Consider the following 13438-nt stretch of genomic DNA (forward strand, 5'->3'; position numbering starts at 1 on the left):
CCCCGCCCTCGATTGGGTATTTCCGGAAATCTCCGGTAAAGTTTCGGAGGTTGACGGGCCCATAGCTCAGGCGGTTAGAGCGCTTCACTGATAATGAAGAGGTCCCAGGTTCAAGTCCTGGTGGGCCCACTTTTCAACTTAACAATTCCCTCACGGGGCCTTAGCTCAGTTGGTAGAGCGCCTGCTTTGCAAGCAGGATGTCAGGAGTTCGAATCTCCTAGGCTCCACACTGTGTTGAGACAGTTCGAGAAGGCCCCGCCACGTGCGGGGCCTTCTCGTTTCTCCCTTCGCGTGTGTTCCCCGGGTACGATGCGGGGATCTTCTTCGCACTCGTGGCCCTCCTGGTCACCGTGAATGCCGTCTCGGCGATGAGTGGAACAGGACAGCTGCTTCTCGATCGACTCGACCTGATCGCCGAGACGGCCGCCCTGGATTAGGCGATCTGCGCTCCTCCACAGGTGTTAACAACCCTGTTAACAACTGCCCGAGCTTGCCGGACCAGGGGCTCTTCCAGTCCACAGCTGTGGATGCATCTGTTAACAACTCGAAGATCGTCTAGTAATCAACCCCCCTTCTCACTCTCAGGTCGAGGGCGTAGCGTGCACGCATGGCTGACAGGGAGACGATGATCCAGACCGAGATCGTGTTCGACGGAGCGAGCTTCCTGCTCTCCCAGGATCAGGACGTCGACGACCTGCGAGAACGCATCGAGTCGGCGACGAGGAGCTCAGGTACGTTCGTCGACCTGGTCGTGGTCGGAAACAGGGCTGTGAGCGTGCTGATCACCCCGAACACCCAGGTGACGATCAGCGTGGCCTCCGTGGCGTACGACCCGCGTGACACCGGCGACGTGGACTTCCCCTACAGCGGGTATCACGACGAGCTCTGAAGCCGGGATGCGGCGTCAGAACCGCCCGTGATCAGAGTTTCGGACCGCGGATGATCCGCACGGGTCCTCTGGCCTCACGGATGCTCACCGGTTCGCCCTTCTGAGTCACGACGATCTCGTCGCGGTCTGCGAGTGCGGCGGCGACCCGCCGCACGTCCGGCATCACCGCTCGCCACGATTCACCGCCCACCGTTCGCGCCACGTCACTCGGACAGATCGAGGACTCGTTCCGCTTGCGGGTGAGCGCGCGCAGCGCGGCCGCGATCCTCTCGTCGAAGCCGTCGCCGCTGCGGTCCTCCCACCAGGGCTCCCCGCGTTCACCCAGCGCGGTCTTCGCGTCCTGCACCCGCCGTCGCGCATCGGAATCCTGCGTCTTCACGGCACGACGCGCAGCCATCAGCTCATCCACGAGCTCCTGCCGGAACGCGTCGGGGATCGACGGGTCCGTCGCCCGCCATCGCCGGCCGTCGATGACGACGTGATGCCCGTCTGCGGTGTGCTCCGGGCCGCGTGCATCGCCGGTCTCTGTGCTGTGGTCGGATGCCATGGGAACAGTCTTGCCACCCGGGATCGTGTCGACCAAGGGGCTTGACCGACCGCGCGCCGACGACCTGCCGGCGTGGTTCAGACCGCGGTGAGTCCGTGGGGTGCGATGTTCAGGCGCTCGCATCCGTCGGCGGTCACGACGACGATGTCCTCGATGCGTGCACCCCACTCGCCTGGGAAGTAGATGCCGGGTTCGATGCTGAACGCCATGCCCTCGCGCAGCACCAGATCGTTGCCGGGCGCGATGTAGGGCTCTTCGTGCACCGAGACGCCGATGCCGTGACCGGTGCGGTGCAGGAATGCCTCTCCGATCCCCGCCTCAGCGAGCACGGACCGCGCCGCGGCGTCGATCTGCTCGGCCGTCGCTCCGGGGCGCACGGCGTCGACCGCGGCCTGCTGAGCGCGCACGAGCACCGCGATGCGATCGGCAGCGTCGGGGTCGGGGGCGCCGACGACGTAGGTGCGGGTGCTGTCGGAGTTGTAGCCGCTGGGCACCGCTCCCCCGATGTCGACGACCACGATCTCTCCGTCGCCGATCACCCGGTCCGACACCTCGTGATGCGGGTCGGCGCCGTTGGGGCCGGAGCCGACGATGACGAACTCGACCGTGCGGTGCCCCTCGGCGACGATGGCCTCGGCGATGTCGGCCGCCACCTCGCGCTCGGTGCGCCCGGCACGCAGCCACTCGGGCACGCGCCTGTGCACGGCGTCGATCGCCTCGCCGGCCAGCCGCAGCTCGGCGATCTCCTCGGCATCCTTGATCATGCGACCCTCACGCAGCACCGGCGTCGCGAGCTCGACGCGCACATCGATCCGGTCGGCCAGCGGAATGACGTGCAGTGCCGGCAGTGCGTCGGAGACGCCGACCCTTGAGACGGTGCCGAGGGCCGCGGCCACGAGGTCGTAGGGGCTGTCGCCGTCGACCCAGTCGGAGACCGCGAGTCCGAGCGCCCCCACAGCGGTGGTCCTCACCTTCGCCAGCTCCATCCTCGGCACGACGATCGTGGGAGCGAGTCCGGGACCGAGCACGAGTGCTGTGAGGCGTTCGATCGTGTCGCCTTCGACGCCGACCAGATACTGGAGGTCGGGGCCGGGGCCCACGACTATTCCGTCGAGACCGGAGTCGGCGGCGAGAGACGCGGCGCGGTCGAGTCGGGCGGCGTACACGGAAGCGGGGAACGGCAGTGTGCTCACGGCATCCACGCTACTGCTCGGGCCTGCGACAGGGAACGACGACTCAGCTGACGGCGAGGCGGATGCGCTCGGTGAGCACCTTGCGGTTCGCTGCAGTGAGGTCGAGCAGCGCGTAGGCGGTCGGCCACATCGTGCCGTCGTCGAGGTTCGAGATGGGCTCGAACCCGAAGGTGCCGTAGCGGACCTTGAACTTGCTCGCCGGCTGGAAGAAGCACAGCACCTTGCCGTCCTTGCCCCACGCCGGCATGCCGTAGTAGGTGCGCGGCATCAGCTCGGGAGCGACCTCGGTGACGAGGGCATGCAGCGCCAGCGACAACTCGCGATCCTTGTCGTCCGGCAGCTTCGCCACCGCCGCTTCGAGATCTGCGATCCCCTCGGCGCGCACTTCCTCAGGACTCTTCTTCGCTCGAGAGCGCGACTTGCGCTTGTCGGCCGCGGCCTCCTTCATCGCCTCGCGTTCCTCGGCGCTGAAGTTCTTCTCGTTGTCAGCCATGACGGGTTCCTTTCCTGGCGTGATCTGCGATGAACTTCACACTACGGACGCCACGGCCGGCTGTGCTTCTCGATTCCTGATCGATCCGGCCCCGTCTGTCATGACGGCTCGACACACAGCGGTGGACGTAACCGCGCGGGGGCTAGTGTGAGGGCATGGACATGCGCGTCGCGGCATACGCGGTCGTCACCGATGACGACGGACGCATACTTCTGGCGCGCTGGATCGAAGGACGCCGAGTCGCCTGGACGATGCCCGGTGGCGGTCTCGAGGCCGGCGAGGCACCCGAAGACGCCGTGCGGCGGGAGCTTCGTGAGGAGACCGGCTACAGCGTCAAAGTCGGGGAGCTGCTCGGCATCCACTCGCGGGTGATCCCCGCCGGTCAGCGGGTGGGCGAGTCGGACCAGCCGCTGCACACGCTGCGCATCGTCTACCGCGCATCCGTGACGGGCGGGAAGTTGACCTTCGAGGCTGACGGCTCGACCGACATGGCGGAGTGGTTTCCCCTCAAGGCAGTGAAGGAGCTGCAGAGGGTGAAGCTGGTCGACATCGCACTGCGGATGGCCGGCATCCTCTGAGTCAGTCGCGCGCCTCTTCGGGAACCGAGATGTCGGCCACCGTCGCGCCGTAGGCGGAGATGAGGTCGTCTGCGTCCACGAACAGGCTGTAGCCGTGAGCACCGGCGCCCATGGCGATCCGCTGTCCGATGATCGACTCGTCGGCGAAGACGGGCCAGTCGGTGGTGCTGCCGATCGGTACGATCGTGCCGCGCTCGTATCCGGTCGCCGCGAGGGCCAGCTCCGGCTCAGGCAGGCGCAGCTTGTTCACACCCACCACCGCACGCAGCTTGGGCCACGAGATCGACCTGCCGCCCGGAACCAGCGCGAACAGATAGGTGTCGTCCGAGCGCTTGACGACGAGGGTCTTCACGATGCCGGAGGGCAGGATGCCGAGCAGTTCCGCAGCTTCGACGAGGCTGCGGGCCGCCGGTCGTTCACGGATCTCGATCTCGAGGCCCCGCGCGGCCGCGGCATCCTTCACCCGAGCATGGAGATCCCCCGGCTCAGTGGCCGGGGGCTCCGGTGTCGAGGTCACGCGTCAGGTGCGGAGAGCGGGTCGTCGGCGACCCAGAGCTCGTCGTCTGCGCGCAGTGCCTGCCAGGCGGCGTAGAGAACACCGGCTGCTGCGGCGACTCCGAGGATCAGGGCGATGATCGAGCCGACGCCCGGGCCCTTCGGCTCGGGCTTGGTGGCCTTCCGGACCTTGCGAACGACACCCTCGCGCTTGGCGTTCGCCACGTCCCACGCGGTGAGCGCGGTTCCGACGACTCCGCCGACGATCGGGACGACCTTGTCGTCGACGACGTGGTGGCCGAATCGCACGCCACGGTCGACGACGGGGGCGACGCGACGGTTGTAGGTGTCCTGCACGACAGGACCGACCTGCTCGCGGCCGAAGTGGCCGAGCTGGCGTCCGGCCTCACGGGCGACGTCGGCGGCGTGGCCGACCAGGACCTGCTGGTTCTCCCAGAGCTGGTTCGCGTCGTTCTGAAGACGACGCAGCTCCTTCTTCCGCTTGCGGCTGATGCTCACGATGCTCTCCTGTCGATTGGAGTACGGATTCCCCATCTTGCCACGCGACCCTGGATGGGGCGAGGGAATCGCCGAACCCTTGCGCCGAAGGCGGATCGACGCTAGACGCGGGCCAACTCATGGGAAGCTCTGCGAGAATGGACGCATGGCTCATGCTTCTCATGTCGCAACCCTGCACACCAACCACGGTGACATCGTCATCAACCTCTTCGGCGACCACGCTCCGAAGACGGTCAAGAACTTCGTCGGCCTCGCCGACGGCACACAGGAGTGGACGCACCCCGCCACCGGCAAGCCGGGCGAGGGCGCTCTCTACAAGGACGTCGTCTTCCACCGCATCATCCCGAACTTCATGATCCAGGGCGGCGACCCGCTCGGACAGGGCATCGGCGGCCCCGGCTACAACTTCGACGACGAGATCAACATGGAGCTCAACTTCAACGAGCCCTACATCCTCGCCATGGCGAACGCCGGCCTGCGTCGCAACGCCATCACGGGCAAGCCCGAGGGCACCAACGGCTCGCAGTTCTTCATCACGACCGACCCCACTCCCTGGCTCCAGGGCAAGCACACGATCTTCGGCGAGGTCGCCGATGACGCCTCCAAGGCTGTCGTCGACGCGATCGCCGCAGTGCCGACGGCCGCGGGCGACCGCCCGATCGAGCCCGTCGTGCTGCAGTCGATCGACATCGTCGCGGCCTGACGCCGACGCTGGCCGATCCGGATGACGACGCCTGAGTTCGCGGACAACCGCGACAACTTCTGCTACCGGCATCCGGATCGGCAGAGCTTCGTGCTCTGCCAGCGGTGCCTGCGAACGATCTGCCCCGAGTGCCAGACGCAGGCGCCGGTCGGAGTGATCTGCCCCGAGTGCATGGCCGAGCAACGCAAGAGCCGCACTCCCGCCCAGAAGCGTGCAGAGCGCCGGTGGGGCGGCCGCAACACGGCGACCGCCGCCGTGCGCAGCGGCAAGCCGATAGTCACGTACGCACTGCTCGCAGTGACGTCGTTCATCGGGCTGGTGCAGCTGATCCCGGGGATCGGCGACGCGATCACGGGCCAGCTGCTCTTCGCGGCGGGATATCTGTATCCGAACCTGTCTCTCATGACCTTCGAGCCCTGGCGGCTTCTCACCGCCGTGTTCGTCCACGGCGGTTTCCTGCATCTCGCGCTCAACATGCTTGCGCTGTGGATGCTGGGGCAGAGCCTCGAGCCGATGCTCGGTCGGGTCCGCTTCCTCGCGCTCTATCTGATCAGCGGACTCGGCGGTTCCGTCGCCGTCGCCCTGCTCGCGCCCGGGACCGCGACGGTCGGCGCCTCCGGGGCGATCTTCGGCCTCATGGCCGCGCTGCTGATCATCGGCAGGCACATCGGCGCGAACGTCACGGGGATCCTCGTGATCCTCGGCATCAACTTCGTCGTCGGATTCGTGTTCTCTCAGAACATCGCCTGGCAGGCGCACCTCGGTGGAGCGATCGTCGGTGCACTCGTCGCATTCATCCTCACGAGAACCCGAAGGCGAGAGCAGCGCACGCTGCAGATCCTGCTGCTCGCTGCGGTGGTCGTGGCACTCGTCCTGATCGTCGCCTTCCTGGTGCCGTTCCTGATCACGACGGTTTACTCCTGATCAAGAGTTGTTAACAGGGTTGTTAACCGTTGTGAATAACATGGGTGTAATTCTCCCCAGGGTGGGGATAACCTGTGGATAACTCAGGACGACATGTTGACCGAATCGCTCGTCGACGACACGAAGAAGGCCCCTCTCGCCTGAGCGAGAGGGGCCTTCTTCGAAGAGAGGGGGCTGGCGTCAGCGCCAGCGGGTGGTCATCAGGAAGCCGATCAGGGCGATGCCCAGACCGATAGCGAGGTTCCAGTTGTCGAGACCGGGAATCGGGAACTGCATGCCGGAGATGTAGAACACGAGAATCCACACCAGACCGAGGAGCATGAAGCCGACCATCACCGGCTTGAACCACACGGCGTTGGGTGCGGCTTCGCCTTCGCTGCGCGGAGCTTCGGGTTCTTCAGTCTTGCGGTCGCGTGCCATTCCCACAGTGTACCCAAGAGTGTCATATCGCGCGGAAAAGCAAGGCCAGAGGGCTGGTGTCCAGGTCTGGAAGATAAGATCTGGCCATGACTGCATCCGTCGTCTCGGGGGAGCGACGCGCACGACGCCGTCGCCCCCGATCGCGCGCGACCTTCACGAGCGTGCTCGGCGAGCTGTTGCTCACCGGTGGCGTGCTCGTGCTGCTCTTCGTCGCCTGGCAGATGTGGATCGGCGACATCATCATCGCCGCGCAGAAGAACGACGAGGGCGCTGCCATGTCGCAGACGCTTGCCGAGGCTCCGGCACCCGAGCCTCCGCCCCTGATCGAGGGGGAGGACGGCACGACATACTACGAGCCCGTGATACCGGCCGCCCCCGCCGACGCACAGTGGTTCGCGCAGATGCACGTGCCGCGTTTCGGTGCTGACTACAACGTCGGCATCTACGGGGGCACGAGCCGTGCACGCACTCTCGACGACCTGGGAATCGGCGTCTACACCGACTCGAAGATGCCCGGCGAGGTCGGCAACTTCGCGATGGCCGGGCACCGCACCACCTGGGGCAAGCCCTTCAACCAGCTCGACAAGCTCCAGGTCGGCGATGCGATCGTCGTCGAGACCCCCGACGGATGGTTCACCTACCGTTTCCGGACGCTGGAGTACGTGAAGCCGACGCAGACCGACGTGCTGCTCGACGTGCCGCAGATGCCGGGCGTCGAGACGGGCGAGAAGTACATCACTCTGACCGCCTGCTCGCCGCTCTACTCACTCGCTGAGCGCATCGTCGCCTACGGGGTGTTCGACAGCTTCCAGCCCCGCGCCGAGGGCCCGCCCACGGCGCTCACCGACCCCCCGCCTCCGCCGGCTGCGCCGTCGATCTAGCCGAACGGAACGAGACGAAATCATGTATGCCGCACTCTGGCGCCTGCTGCCCGGTCCGTGGTGGCTGAAGCTCTTCTTCCTCCTCGTGCTCATCGCAGCAGTGCTCTACGGGTTGTTCTGGTTCGTGTTCCCCTGGGTGAGCCCCCTGATCACACCGGGCGAGGTCGATCTCGAATGACCCGCGTGCTGGTCGTGGACAACCACGACAGCTTCGTGCACACCCTCGTCGGGTACCTGCGTGAGCTCGGCGCCGATGTCACCCTGATCGAAGCGGATGCCACCGACGCCGCGCAGCTCGAGGGGATGCTGCCCGCCTTCGACGCGCTGCTCCTCTCGCCGGGCCCGGGCACACCAGCCGACGCCGGGGTATCGATCGATGCCGTGCGCCTCGCCGCGCGGATCGGCATGCCTCTCCTCGGCGTCTGCCTCGGGCATCAGGTGATCGGCGCGGCCTTCGGCACAGCCGTGTCGGAGGCGCCGGAGCTGATGCACGGCATGGTGTCGCGGGTCACGCACGACGGCTCGGCTCTCTTCGCCGGCATCCCGTCGCCGTTCGATGCCGGCAGATATCACTCTCTCGCCCTCGCGGAGTCGGCGCTGCCGGCCGACGTCGTCGTCACCGCGCGCACGGAGAGCGGCACCGTCATGGCCCTGGCGCACACCCGGCTGCCGATTCTCGGGGTGCAGTTCCACCCCGAGAGCGTGCTCACTGAAGGCGGCTACCGCCTGCTGGCGAACTGGCTCGACCTCTGCGGCGACCCGGACGCCGTGGCCCTGTCGGCGAACCTGCATCCGCTCTCGGGCGTGTGAAGCGTCGGTGACGCCTCGGGTCAGCCGGCGGCGACGCAGTAGCGCAGTTCGACGGTCGAGCCGATCGCGACATCGCCCGGCGCGGCCGACATCGACGACACGGTGGGGGGCTCGGTCGGCGTGCAGTCGATCAGCTCGACCGGGCTCGGTGTGAGCCCGATGCGTTCGAGCTCTGCCTGCGCGGCATCCATCGTCCACCCTGTGACATCGGTGAGGGTCACCCGGCCGCTGGCGACCACGAGATTCACGACGGTCTGCGGCGCGACCTCGCTCTCGGCGGCCTCGCTCGCCTCCATCACCGTCTCTGCTGCCAGGCCCTTGTCGTTGCGCTGGATCACCGTGCCGAGTTCGAGACCCGCTGCCGCGAGAGCATCTTTGGCGGCCGTCAACGACAGCCCCTCGAGAATCGGCACCATCACGGTCTCTTTGCCTGATGACACGTAGATGGTGACGGAATCACCCTCGCTGACGGCTGTACCGCTCTCCGGATCGGTGCGGATCACGTTGCCCTCGACGATGTCGTTGCTCGACTCGAGCACGAGCTTGGTGGTCAGATCGAGCTCGGCGAGATCGTCCTGGGCGCGCTCGGACGAGACGTTGACGAGATCCGGCACGACGCGAGCGCTCGACGGCACGTCATCCGGGCGCATGCTGAGCGTCCACACCCAGAACAGCACGGATGCGAGGAGCACCGCGAGCAGCGCGACACCTGCCCAGATCCACGCGACCGGCGGACCTGACTGCGTGCGAGCCATGGTCGTGTCAGTGCTCAGCTGGCGCAGCGACCGGGCCGTCTCCTGCGCGGCGCGCGGGCTCGGTCCATACAGCTCGCTGGTGAGCGCGCCGAGTTCCTTGCGGCTCGGCGCGTGGCCGGAGACCGCGGAGTCGAGCGCTGCGCGGAAGTGCGCGGCATCCGGGTACCGCTGGTACGGGTCTTTCGCGAGTGCGCGGAGGACGATCGGGTCGAGCGCACCGGGGGAGTCCTCGTTCACCTCGGTCGGAGGCACGGGGGTCTCGCTGACGTGCTGGTACGCGACGGCGACCGGCGATTCGCCGCGGAACGGCTGACGACCGGTGAGCAGCTCGTAGAGCACCACGCCGGTGGAGTAGAGGTCGGCCCGGGCGTCGACCGGCTCGCCCTTGGCCTGCTCGGGCGAGAAGTATGCGGCGGTGCCGATGATCTGCGTGGTCTCGGCAACGGTCGAGGACGAGTCGGACACGGCGCGGGCGATGCCGAAGTCCATGACCTTGACCTGGCCCTTGTCGGTCACCATGACGTTGCCCGGCTTGATGTCTCGGTGCACGACGCCCGCGCGGTGCGAGTAGTCGAGCGCCTCGAGGATGCCGTCGACGTAGCGCACGGCGTCTTCGACAGGCACCGGACCCTTCGCGATGATGTCCTTCAGCAGGGTTCCGCTGATCAGCTCCATGATGATGTACGGAGGCTCATCGGTGCTGCTGTCGGTGGTCGAGGGGTCGCCGGCGTCGTAGACGCGGACGATCGACGGGTGCGACATGCGCGACGCCGACTGCGCCTCGAGACGGAAGCGCGTGCGGAACGCGTTGTCCCGTGCGAGCTCGGGGTCGAGGATCTTGATCGCGACCGCACGACCGAGCGTGAGGTCGTACCCTCGGTACACCTTCGCCATGCCGCCGTGCCCGATGAGCTCGTCTACGCGGTAGCGACCCGCGAGAACGCGTGGCTCTGTCGACACGTACTGACCCCCTGATACGACCTTGTGGATGCTCTAGCCTACGGCGAGAGCGGTTTATTCGCCTGAGTCGCCGCCGTCGGTGTCGCCCTCACCGGGATCCGGTGCGGCAGGCAGAATGGCGACGCCCGGCATCGCGTCGGACTGCTCGGACGGCATGTCGCTTCCGCAGAACACACGGAACGTGGCAGTGATCGTCTGGCCGGCCGTGCCGGGGACGATCTGCGTCGAGAGGACGCTCGGTCCGAAGCTGCGGATGGACTCGCCCGAGTTGCCGCCGGAGAAGGTCGCGTTGGTGAGCGTGACCTCGAAGGCGGACCGCGCCGGGGTGCCCGAGGGGCACTCGAAGCTCGGCCAGTTGAGCGTCACAGGAACGCCCTCGGTCGCGGTGCCGGCGATGGTCGGGGTGCCCGAGGGCTTGCCCACCTTCACCTGCTCCTTGAAGGTCGTCAGGGTGATGGTCGTGCCCTCCGGCACGTTCCCACCAGGCTGGACCGATTCGACCGTTCCGACCTGGTTCGCGCTCGGAGCGATCGTGTTGCCCACGGTGCACTCGGCCTGCAATCCGGCGTTGACCGCCGCGGCCTGCGCGGCCTCGCACTGCATTCCGACGAGCCCGAGAGCATCGACGTCGATCAGCTCGGGCTCGGGCGTCTCGGTCTCGCTCGGCGTCGGCTTGGGCGTCTGGACAGCCGTCTCCGACTGCGTCGGCTCGGGCTCGGGGTCACCGGGGTTCATCAGAGCGAACACGGTTCCGCCGAGCACGATCACGAGCAGGGCGATCAGAGCGATGAGGGGCCACGTCCAGGGGCTGCGCTTCTTCTTCGTCTTCTCGGCGCCCTCATCGGCCTGCTCGCCGGTGGGCAGCTGGGCCGTGGTGGGGAGGATGCGAGTCGTGCCGTCGTCGCCCGATGCGGTGAGCAGTCGGGTGGCGTCGTCGGATGCCACGCCGCCGGTCGCGATGGCCGGCACGGCGATGGCCGCAGAGTTCAGGTCGCCTCGGCGCAGTGCCTGGGCGGCGCGTGCCACCGTCGCGGAAGACGAGGGCCGGTCGGCCGGCTTCTTGGCGATCATCGCCATGACGAGGTTCTGCACCGGGATCGGCACGGTCGGCGGCAGCGGCGGAGGCTGCTCGTTGATCTGCGCCATCGCGATCGCGACCTGCGACTCACCCGTGAAGGGGCGCTTGCCTGCGAGGCACTCGTACGCGACGATGCCGAGCGAGTAGGTGTCGGTCGCCGGCGATGCCGGGTGCCCGGAAGCCTGCTCCGGCGAGAGGTACTGCACGGTGCCCATGACCTGGCCGGTGGCCGTCAGCGGCACCTGGTCGGCGATGCGGGCGATGCCGAAGTCGGTGATCTTGACGCGGCCGTCGGGCGTGATCAGCAGGTTTCCCGGCTTGATGTCGCGGTGCACGAGGCCTGCTGCGTGGGCGGCCTGCAGAGCGGATGCCGTCTGCGCGACGATGTCGAGCGTCTTGTCGGCGCTCAGCGCGCCCTCGCGCTCGAGCACGGTCGAAAGCGCCTCGCCGGGCACGAGCTCCATGACGAGGTAGGCGCTGCCGTTCTCCTCGCCGTAGTCGAAGACGCTCGCGATGCCCTCGTGGTTGACGAGTGCGGCATGGCGCGCCTCAGCGCGGAACCGCTCGAGGAACCCGGGGTCCCCCATGTACTCATCCTTGAGGATCTTGATGGCCACGGTGCGGCCGATGACGTGATCCGTCGCCTCCCACACCTCGCCCATGCCGCCGATCGCAATACGCGACTGCAGCTCGTAGCGACCACCGAACGACACACCCTGCGTCGGTCTCATCTGCCCAGCACCGCCTCTATGACCTTCTTTGCAATCGGAGCGGCGATGGTGTCGCCGGATCCTGACTGCCCTTGTCCGCCGCCGTCTTCGACGAGGACCGCTACTGCCACTTCCGGGTCGTCCGCCGGCGCGAAACCGGAGAACCACAACGTGTAGGGCTTGTTACCGTTCTCGGTCGTGCCTGTCTTTCCAGCCACATCGACCCCGTCTATTCTTGCACCCTGCGCAGCGCCGTTTGAGACGCTGGCGACCATCGACGCCGTGATCTGATCGGCGATCGTCGCATCGGTGGCCTGGCCGAACTGCGTGTCGTCGTACGAACGGATGACCGAGAGGTCGTTGCCGATCACCGTGTCGACCAGACGGGGGTTCATGACGACGCCTTCGTTCGCGATTCCCGCCGCCACCATCGCGATCTGCAACGGTGTGGCGGTGACCTGTCCCTGTCCGAATCCGGTCAGTCCGGTCTGCGGGTCGTCGAGGGCGCGGGGGTAGCTCGAGGGTGTCGACTCGAGAGGCGTGGAGAAGCTCTGGTTCCACCCGAACTTCTCCGCCATCTCGCGGATCTTGTCATCGCCGAGTTGCACGGCGAGCTCAGCCATCGGGATGTTGCAGCTCAACCGGATCGCCTCGGCGATCGTCACGGTGTCACCCGGCCCGCACGTGCCGCCCCATGCGTTCGAGACCGTGTTGTTCGACTGCGGCAGCTGGTAGCGAGCGGGGTTCGGCAGCGTCGAGTCAGGGGTGTAGTCGCCGCTCGCGTAGGCCGCGGCCGCGACCACGAGCTTGAACGTCGAGCCGGGCGGGTTGAGGTCGCCGGCGATCGCCCGATTCGAGAGCGGCTTCGTGGGGTCTTCGTCGAGCTGGTCGTAGGCCGCATTCGCGGCATCCGCGTCATGCGTCGCGAGCAGGTTGGTGTCGAAGCCGGGCGTCGACACCATGGCGAGAATGCGCCCGGTCTTCGGCTCGATGGCGACGACAGCGCCGTTGAGTCCCTGCAGGCCCTCGTAGGCCGCTCGCTGCGCGGCGGCGTCGAGGGTCAGCTCCACACTGAATCCGCTCTGCGGCTGCCCCGAGAGGATCCGCTCGATCTCGGCGAAGAACGCGCTCGAGCCGGTGCCCGAGAGATCTGCGTTCATCGCCCGCTCGATCCCCGTCGCCGACTGCAGCGCAGGGTTGAAGTACCCGGTGACGGGCGCCCACATCGCGGCATCCGTGTAGACGCGCTGGAACTGGTAGCGGTCGTCGGAGGCCGTCGAGGAGGCGATCGCCACGTCGTCGACGATGATCGATCCTCGTTGGATCTCGTAGCTGTCGAGCAGCGTACGCCTGTTGTTCGGGTTCTGCCCGAGGGAATCGGCCTCGACGACCTGAATCCAGCTGGTCGCCGCGAACAGCGACAGGAACATGAACAGCATGACGATGCTGAGACGGCGGAGCTCTTTGGTCATGCGACGCCCCC

17 protein-coding genes and 2 tRNA genes are annotated in these 13438 nt (G+C 67.1%); 10 read left to right on the forward strand and 9 right to left on the reverse strand.

Annotated features, from left to right (window positions below):
* Window positions 1-55: 55 nt before the first annotated feature.
* The 4 genes from AC04ME_RS01175 to AC04ME_RS01190 all read left to right on the forward strand — a co-directional run bounded on the left by AC04ME_RS01175 (window position 56) and on the right by AC04ME_RS01190 (window position 889).
* Window positions 56-129: transfer RNA gene (locus AC04ME_RS01175), tRNA-Ile, on the forward strand.
* Window positions 130-154: 25 nt separating this feature from the next.
* Window positions 155-227, forward strand: a tRNA-Ala gene (locus tag AC04ME_RS01180).
* 66 nt (window positions 228-293) lie between these two features.
* On the forward strand, window positions 294-437 hold the full coding sequence (locus AC04ME_RS01185; protein ID WP_156145927.1) for a hypothetical protein: 144 nt from the start codon (window positions 294-296) through the stop codon (window positions 435-437).
* A gap of 170 nt (window positions 438-607) precedes the next feature.
* Complete coding sequence (locus tag AC04ME_RS01190) at window positions 608-889, forward strand: hypothetical protein (RefSeq protein ID WP_042541043.1); 282 nt, start codon at window positions 608-610, stop codon at window positions 887-889.
* Window positions 890-920: 31 nt separating this feature from the next.
* Here the strand turns inward: AC04ME_RS01190 and AC04ME_RS01195 are convergent, their stop codons facing one another.
* The 3 genes from AC04ME_RS01195 to AC04ME_RS01205 form a co-directional block, all read right to left on the reverse strand.
* Window positions 921-1436, reverse strand: coding sequence for a DUF3253 domain-containing protein (locus tag AC04ME_RS01195; protein ID WP_367821739.1), 516 nt, complete (start codon window positions 1434-1436; stop codon window positions 921-923).
* 77 nt (window positions 1437-1513) lie between these two features.
* A complete protein-coding gene (locus tag AC04ME_RS01200) occupies window positions 1514-2629 on the reverse strand; it encodes a M24 family metallopeptidase (protein ID WP_475433150.1) in 1116 nt (371 codons plus the stop codon).
* 43 nt (window positions 2630-2672) lie between these two features.
* Entirely contained in the window at window positions 2673-3122 is a 450-nt protein-coding gene (locus AC04ME_RS01205; protein ID WP_056375000.1) for a DUF1801 domain-containing protein, read from the reverse strand.
* A gap of 155 nt (window positions 3123-3277) precedes the next feature.
* Between AC04ME_RS01205 and AC04ME_RS01210 the strand changes: the two genes are divergently transcribed.
* The gene (locus AC04ME_RS01210) at window positions 3278-3700 is read left to right on the forward strand and encodes an NUDIX hydrolase (RefSeq protein WP_042541037.1); all 423 of its coding nucleotides are present in this window, start codon (window positions 3278-3280) and stop codon (window positions 3698-3700) included.
* 1 nt (window position 3701) lies between these two features.
* Here AC04ME_RS01210 and AC04ME_RS01215 read toward each other — a convergent pair whose 3' ends face one another.
* A complete protein-coding gene (locus AC04ME_RS01215; RefSeq protein ID WP_042541035.1) occupies window positions 3702-4163 on the reverse strand; it encodes an aminoacyl-tRNA deacylase in 462 nt (153 codons plus the stop codon).
* Window positions 4164-4213: 50 nt separating this feature from the next.
* Window positions 4214-4714, reverse strand: a complete 501-nt coding sequence (locus tag AC04ME_RS01220) for a hypothetical protein (protein WP_042541033.1) — start codon at window positions 4712-4714, stop codon at window positions 4214-4216.
* A gap of 145 nt (window positions 4715-4859) precedes the next feature.
* Between AC04ME_RS01220 and AC04ME_RS01225 the strand changes: the two genes are divergently transcribed.
* Complete coding sequence (locus AC04ME_RS01225) at window positions 4860-5417, forward strand: peptidylprolyl isomerase (protein ID WP_042541032.1); 558 nt, start codon at window positions 4860-4862, stop codon at window positions 5415-5417.
* Between the two features lie 21 nt (window positions 5418-5438).
* Complete coding sequence (locus AC04ME_RS01230) at window positions 5439-6341, forward strand: rhomboid family intramembrane serine protease (RefSeq protein ID WP_056375006.1); 903 nt, start codon at window positions 5439-5441, stop codon at window positions 6339-6341.
* 180 nt (window positions 6342-6521) lie between these two features.
* On the opposite strand, the gene AC04ME_RS01235 is transcribed toward AC04ME_RS01230, so the two are convergent.
* Entirely contained in the window at window positions 6522-6761 is a 240-nt protein-coding gene (locus tag AC04ME_RS01235; protein ID WP_042541028.1) for a cell division protein CrgA, read from the reverse strand.
* Window positions 6762-6847: 86 nt separating this feature from the next.
* Between AC04ME_RS01235 and AC04ME_RS01240 the strand changes: the two genes are divergently transcribed.
* Genes AC04ME_RS01240 through AC04ME_RS01250 form a run of 3 tightly spaced genes read left to right on the forward strand, consistent with a single transcriptional unit; the run spans window position 6848 to window position 8452 of the window.
* Entirely contained in the window at window positions 6848-7642 is a 795-nt protein-coding gene (locus AC04ME_RS01240) for a class E sortase (protein WP_056375007.1), read from the forward strand.
* 22 nt (window positions 7643-7664) lie between these two features.
* Window positions 7665-7820, forward strand: a complete 156-nt coding sequence (locus AC04ME_RS01245; RefSeq protein ID WP_042541024.1) for a hypothetical protein — start codon at window positions 7665-7667, stop codon at window positions 7818-7820.
* Window positions 7817-8452: an anthranilate synthase component II gene (locus AC04ME_RS01250; protein WP_311877777.1), complete on the forward strand. Its 636-nt coding sequence runs from the start codon at window positions 7817-7819 to the stop codon at window positions 8450-8452. Before AC04ME_RS01245 ends, AC04ME_RS01250 begins: the two co-directional genes overlap by 4 nt.
* Window positions 8453-8472: 20 nt before the next feature.
* On the opposite strand, the gene pknB is transcribed toward AC04ME_RS01250, so the two are convergent.
* Genes pknB through AC04ME_RS01265 form a run of 3 tightly spaced genes read right to left on the reverse strand, consistent with a single transcriptional unit; the run spans window position 8473 to window position 13427 of the window.
* Entirely contained in the window at window positions 8473-10167 is a 1695-nt protein-coding gene (pknB, locus tag AC04ME_RS01255; protein ID WP_042541020.1) for a Stk1 family PASTA domain-containing Ser/Thr kinase, read from the reverse strand.
* A gap of 54 nt (window positions 10168-10221) precedes the next feature.
* Entirely contained in the window at window positions 10222-11976 is a 1755-nt protein-coding gene (locus AC04ME_RS01260; RefSeq protein ID WP_079111884.1) for a protein kinase domain-containing protein, read from the reverse strand.
* The gene (locus AC04ME_RS01265) at window positions 11973-13427 is read right to left on the reverse strand and encodes a peptidoglycan D,D-transpeptidase FtsI family protein (protein ID WP_475433154.1); all 1455 of its coding nucleotides are present in this window, start codon (window positions 13425-13427) and stop codon (window positions 11973-11975) included. Before AC04ME_RS01265 ends, AC04ME_RS01260 begins: the two co-directional genes overlap by 4 nt.
* Window positions 13428-13438: the final 11 nt, after the last annotated feature.

Source organism: Microbacterium sp. LjRoot205 (genome assembly GCF_056175745.1).